We start from the raw sequence: 5,568 nt of genomic DNA on the forward strand, positions 1-5,568 counted from the left end.
CTGGCCCCTCCCTAAAATGATCCACCGGATCATTTCTTAACGGTCGGTCCTCCTACGGGCTACTAAACCAGGCTTGAGCAACTTGCTCGGGCCTTTTTTATTTTCTACTGTCTGAAGCAACTGAAAGGTAGGGGAATCGAACGCCACCGCTCCCCGGACTCACCCTGCAGGCTGGCCCCTCCCTTAAAATGATCCGCCGGATCATTTCTTGAGGGGCCGTCCTCCTACGGGCTACGAGACTTCTCAATATTTAGCCCATGGATTCAGAAGATACTTATCGAAGTAATCCTGTTTTTGGACAATTAGTGCCTTGTCTATACCTTTTTCATTGATAGGGCTAAAGGCGTAGTCGTAGCAGACGAAATATGCCAGCTTACCCGATGACGGTGAGCGGTATATTCCTGAAAAGTATTGGTAGCTATAGCCCATGGCATCAAGTACTTCTTTTCTTACTGTGGCCTTGCCAACCGGGCAAAGTGTTTTCAAAATTCTACGGTTTTTTCTGAGGGTACTATTTATCTTTTGGATTTGTTTTTCATCGGTACGTTTAGTCTTATTGTTATACATATTGCGGCAATGGTCATCACAGTATTTTTTATCTAGCCTTCCGGTAATGGGTTTGTGGCACTGCAGGCAATTTGTTCGACTGACTTTTTCTCTGTCCGGCTCTCGTGAAGGAGCTTTCGAACCCTAAATGGTCGAATGACTACAATATGGTATATGTGAAAAACACAAAAACTAATCTGGATGCTATATTTTCCATCTTCAAAGGTGTGGCCTGGGTGAATTGCAGTTATTTTTTTCCTAACAAGCCCATACAACGAAATGAAGCACCTCCCGATATTGAGAGCTATAGAAAACGGAAACTCAAAGATGGCTATCGTGCATGCCCGGAAGCATATTTTCAGAAATTAGAAGTGCGGAAATATGCGCTAAACACCGCTAGAACATATATTGCCATGTTTGAAAAATTTATCAATTACTACAACGAGAGGGATTTGATAGATATTGGAGAAGATGAAATCAGGAAATATTTGCAGCACTTGATCAGGGAAAAAAGGTCCGATTCCTACTTGAATCAAACTATTAATAGCATCAAATTTTATTATGAAGTAGTTCTTCAGATGCCTTCACGTTTTTATGACATTGAGCGACCAATGAAAAGGGAGAAGCTCCCAGAGGTTATTAGTAAAGAAGATGTGAAAGCTATGATTGCCTCTGTTTATAATATTAAGCATAGATGCATTTTAGCGCTTCTATATTCGGCAGGGTTGAGAAGAAGTGAACTCATCAACCTGAAAATAACAGATATAGATAGTAAACGACAATTGATCAGCGTTAGAAATGGAAAAGGAGGTAAAGACCGATTTACCTTGTTAAGTGCCTCTATTCTTTCAGATCTGCGGAACTACTATAAAATGTACAAGCCGAAAGAATTTTTATTTGAAGGGGCAACCGGAGGTACGTACTCTTCAACAAGTATTGTTAGAATTGTGGACAGGGCGGCAAAAAAGGCAGGAATCAGAAGGAAAGTTACCCCACATATGCTGCGACATAGTTTTGCCACACACTTGCTGGAAGCAGGAACAGACCTAAGGCATATACAGGTGTTGTTGGGTCACAATTCCAGCAAGACAACAGAAATATACACACATGTGGCAATAAATTCTTTTAAAAATATAAAAAATCTATTAGATTGAGGTATTGTTGCATTGCAAGTAAAGTGCACCGCACTTTGCTCAAACGTTACCTACAATAACAATACTATCATTTATTCCATTTTCTGGAAACTCTTTATATATTATTTCCATTTTTAGGAAACTTTTTTGGTATCTTTGTTGTATGATAGTTATAAGTTCTGCTAATGGGAAAGAGTACAAAGTAGAGATAGAAGCAGTTCAAGCAAATGATTATAAATCTATTACGAAAAGTCGATATTTCTTTGATTGGAAAAAAGAACAATCACAGGAGGTTTATAAAATAAAAATTGTTGGGTCAAGCGATATTCTAGGACTTGTTTCAGTTGAACGAATTCCAGAAGAATGGCGAATTCATATTAGGCTAATTACTGTATCTAAAGAAAACAAAGGAAGTGACAAAGAATATGAAAATATTGCTGGTAACCTTATCACATTCATTTCAAAAATTGCCGTTAGAGAATACGGAGAACTTGCCTGTGTATCATTAAAACCAAAGGGAGCAATAGCGCAACACTATATTGATAAATTTGGAATGAATATAACGGGAATGACTTTAAGCGTTGAAATAGAAGAAATACTAGAGTTAATTAACACTTATGACTATGATTAAGGAAAAAAATAAATTCAAAGAAATTGAAGGTGCTGAATTCGGTGTAGATTCTCGCTATACTTCAAAAAAGAAGCAACTTGATGATGGCAAAGCACTTATGGAGGCTAGACTTCAAAGAATGAAGAACCTATCTTCTGACAAGATTATAAAGGCTAAATTATTACAACTAAAACTGAAGATGGAGGAGTTTATAAAAGAGCCTATCTATCAAGAGGAAAATCACTTTACAAAATTCTTGACTTCATATATTGATACGATTTATAGCAAGAGAATTGACTTTGCTAAGGATATTGATATTGACGCTAATCTGTTAAGTAAAATAGTAAATAATCACCGTAAGCCTAAGGAAGATTTTCTATTGAGGCTGATGATCCATTCAGAAAAGACTTATAATAATATTTGTCATTTTCATAAAAAGACATGGTACCAAGTGTACTTCCAAGAAAAGCTTTCTGAGCTTATGGCGAATCAAGATCAATGGAGACCTAACGTGGAAAGACACGTTAAAATCAAAAATCTAATCAGCGTAGGTGATTAAACTGTAGGTAACAAACACTAAAATGAATATGCGCACTGAGCTATATGAAAGGGCATTGCAAACAAGGCACGTCAATGCTTCTAGCAACTGGGGCGCATACTCATTTTAGTTGGTCGTTGTGGGGAATATCTGCAAATCGCATATGGAACAATCAACTAGATGGTTTGACGAGAATGGAGAAGAGATTATCAGGGAGCCAGTGAACCCTGACGAACTTGAACATATTGCCGAAGTTGGAGGTGAACTTGAAGAATCCAGCGTTGGGATCAACTTTTACTCGGAACAGCTTAACAAGGATGAGATCACCCAACTAATTGGTGCAAAACCAACCAAAGCTTGGAATCCAAACGAACTGCATCCAATGGGCAACAGAGGGCGAACACGAATGACAAATTGGGGGAAGTGGTACTTGACTACTAAACGTGATGAACGAGATATTAACATCAAGATTCACGAACTTCTTAACGGTCTAACTCCCAACCTCGAACACTGGAACGAACTAACTTCAAAGTACGAAGCTTGGATGGACGTTGCTGGGTATATGAACAATTGGAATCGTGGATTCAAACTAACTCCAGAATCCATGAAAATGCTGAGCGAACGAAATCTCGAAGTGGTATTTGACATCTACTACGAAGAATCGGATGACGAAGAATAACTCCCCACAACAAATGCTATGAATGAATGGGGTTTCATCGGTCAGGATAGTTTCGTGGGGATTGGAAAGTCCGCCACAAGTTTTAAATTTAAACAGCGGTGTGGCTTTGAGCAGATGGAGAGATTAGTGCTTTCTAATCCCCACTCATCATAGCTGGACGTTGTGGTGCATTCCCCGCATAAGACTGAAGCCTTGCCATTTTTCGAACCGCTCTAAATTTAATGTTAATCAAAATTTGAAGTACACTTTTTTTGTACGGTTTTTTGTCGTACATTTGTGTAAAACAAAATAATGATGGAAGCACAAATAAACAAGGACGAACGTATCGAACTAAGAGTATCTTCTACTGATAAGAGAATTTTCAAAAGAGCCCAAAAATTAAGTGGGGATAAATCTTTCAGCAGTTTCATCGTAAGAGTGGTTAAAAAACAAGCGGAAAAGATAGTAGCAAAAAATGACAGAATCATAGCTACTGAAAAAGATCGAGAAATATTTTTTGACGCTGTATTTAGCAACAGTAAACCAAATGAAAATCTAATTGAAGCTGCAAAAAGATATAAATCGAAAATATCTTAAAAGTGGAGATAATCTTATTAGAAAAATCACACAATAGGAAAAACTTTGAATGCGAAGAGAAATCATTAACTGATTACATACAAAAGCAAGTTAGCCAAGACATCAAAAAAAGATTAGCAACTTGCTTTGTTTCTATTGATAAACACAAAAATGTGATTGGATATTATACTTTAACTAGCGAAAGTCTGGGAAGAGATTTAATTCCGGAAAAGTTCATAAAGAAAGTACCTAAAAACTATAACGCTCCTGTAATTCTGTTGGGTAGGTTAGCTAGAGACATTAAAACTAAAGGAACTGGACTAGGTGAACATCTTCTATTAGATGCATTATTCAGAGCTTATACTCTATCAGAACAAAGTATTGGGGCAATGGCTGTAGTTGTTGATCCAATTAGCGAAAATGCTGTAAAATTTTATGAAAAATATGGTTTTGAACAATTGCCCGATAGCGAAAAAATGTTTCTGCCTATGAATGTAATTAGACAATTAATATAAGAAACGCACCACAACATTGTGGAAAAAATAATAGTCGCCCAAAGGCCATCGCTCAGCCAAAACTACTATTTTTCCACTGAACGTTATGTGTCATTCCAAAAAAACCAAAGTATGAGCAGAAAGAATTGGACTGATGACAAATTATTATTACGACTCATCAATAACAAATCTGAAAGAACTCGTTGGGAAAATATTTCTGTCTTACGGAAAAGGCCGAGCGAAGCCCTTTTTTTAAAATGTGTAGAATTAACCAAATCAGAGGATCCGAAAAAAAGAAAAATAGGAATTGATATTCTTGCGCAATTTGGTTTGCCACCTAGACCATTTTTAAACCAATCAATAAAAGTTTTTTTCGACTTACTGCAAACAGAAACTGACCCAAAAGTTCTTATGGCATTACTCTATGCAATCAGTCATAACAACAGCGATCTTAATCAATCACAAATACAAGAGTTATGCAGATTCTCAAACAATGATAATGAATATATTAAGGAAGGTTTAGTAGCGGCATTACTCGGTATAGATGATCCACAGGCAATAAAGACATTAATTCAATTATCTTCAGATAGATTAAGTCATATCCGCGATTGGGCAACATTTGGAATAGGAACCCAGATTGACAGAAATAACAAAAAAATAAGGGAAGCTCTTTGGAATAGAGTAAATGATAGACATCAGGATACGAAACTTGAAGCTATTTTGGGATTAGCAAAACGTAAAGACAGTCGAGTCAAGGACATAATTATCAGAGAACTAATAGACGGTGAGTTTGGAAGTATACTTTTTGAAGCTATAATTGAGCTGGAAGACAAAGAATTACTTCCACATTTAGAAACGGTATTGGAATCCTCCAAAAATAATAATGATATAAATGTTGAATGGATTGAAGAATTAAAACTCTGCATTCAAGATTTAAAGGAGCTTCCCGATAAAAGAAAAACGACACATAACACTAAGCCGAATAGCTGAAATACCGTCAAAAAAAGCCTGAA

At 36.8% G+C, this 5,568-nt stretch carries 8 protein-coding genes; 7 read left to right on the forward strand and 1 reads right to left on the reverse strand.

All coding sequences use genetic code 11. From position 1 onward, the window contains the following. Positions 1–243: 243 nt before the first annotated feature. The gene (locus C900_RS21435; protein WP_009582314.1) at positions 244–486 is read right to left on the reverse strand and encodes a hypothetical protein; all 243 of its coding nucleotides are present in this window, start codon (positions 484–486) and stop codon (positions 244–246) included. Between the two features lie 227 nt (positions 487–713). Between C900_RS21435 and xerA the strand changes: the two genes are divergently transcribed. The 7 genes from xerA (at position 714) to C900_RS21470 (ending at position 5,545) form a co-directional block, all read left to right on the forward strand. Next, positions 714–1,700, forward strand: a complete 987-nt coding sequence (gene xerA, locus C900_RS21440; RefSeq protein ID WP_009582315.1) for a site-specific tyrosine recombinase/integron integrase — start codon at positions 714–716, stop codon at positions 1,698–1,700. Between the two features lie 142 nt (positions 1,701–1,842). After that, positions 1,843–2,310 carry a hypothetical protein gene (locus C900_RS21445; protein WP_009582316.1) on the forward strand — a complete coding sequence of 156 codons (468 nt, stop codon included), beginning with the start codon at positions 1,843–1,845 and terminating at the stop codon, positions 2,308–2,310. Further along, entirely contained in the window at positions 2,303–2,848 is a 546-nt protein-coding gene (locus C900_RS21450) for a hypothetical protein (RefSeq protein ID WP_009582317.1), read from the forward strand. Before C900_RS21445 ends, C900_RS21450 begins: the two co-directional genes overlap by 8 nt. 142 nt (positions 2,849–2,990) lie before the next feature. Next, positions 2,991–3,506 (forward strand): DUF4279 domain-containing protein, encoded by a 516-nt coding sequence (locus tag C900_RS21455; protein ID WP_040497254.1) that lies wholly within the window; start codon positions 2,991–2,993, stop codon positions 3,504–3,506. A gap of 291 nt (positions 3,507–3,797) precedes the next feature. Beyond that, positions 3,798–4,082, forward strand: coding sequence for a type II toxin-antitoxin system TacA family antitoxin (locus tag C900_RS21460; RefSeq protein WP_009582319.1), 285 nt, complete (start codon positions 3,798–3,800; stop codon positions 4,080–4,082). 2 nt (positions 4,083–4,084) lie between these two features. Then, a complete protein-coding gene (locus C900_RS21465; protein WP_040497255.1) occupies positions 4,085–4,576 on the forward strand; it encodes a GNAT family N-acetyltransferase in 492 nt (163 codons plus the stop codon). A 111-nt stretch (positions 4,577–4,687) separates the two neighbouring features. Beyond that, a complete protein-coding gene (locus tag C900_RS21470; protein WP_009582321.1) occupies positions 4,688–5,545 on the forward strand; it encodes a hypothetical protein in 858 nt (285 codons plus the stop codon). Positions 5,546–5,568 lie beyond the last annotated feature (23 nt).

It is taken from the genome of Fulvivirga imtechensis AK7 (assembly GCF_000331535.1).
Taxonomy (GTDB): Bacteria; Bacteroidota; Bacteroidia; order Cytophagales; family Cyclobacteriaceae; genus Fulvivirga; species Fulvivirga imtechensis.

Bases quoted from the DNA above. Each gene is read 5' to 3' on its own strand.
- C900_RS21445 (WP_009582316.1), top strand. From the start codon at position 1,843: ATGATAGTTATAAGTTCTGCTAATGGGAAAGAGTACAAAGTAGAGATA.
- C900_RS21460 (WP_009582319.1), top strand. From the start codon at position 3,798: ATGATGGAAGCACAAATAAACAAGGACGAACGTATCGAACTAAGAGTA.
- xerA (WP_009582315.1), top strand. From the start codon at position 714: ATGGTATATGTGAAAAACACAAAAACTAATCTGGATGCTATATTTTCC.
- C900_RS21470 (WP_009582321.1), top strand. From the start codon at position 4,688: ATGAGCAGAAAGAATTGGACTGATGACAAATTATTATTACGACTCATC.
- C900_RS21450 (WP_009582317.1), top strand. From the start codon at position 2,303: ATGATTAAGGAAAAAAATAAATTCAAAGAAATTGAAGGTGCTGAATTC.
- C900_RS21455 (WP_040497254.1), top strand. From the start codon at position 2,991: ATGGAACAATCAACTAGATGGTTTGACGAGAATGGAGAAGAGATTATC.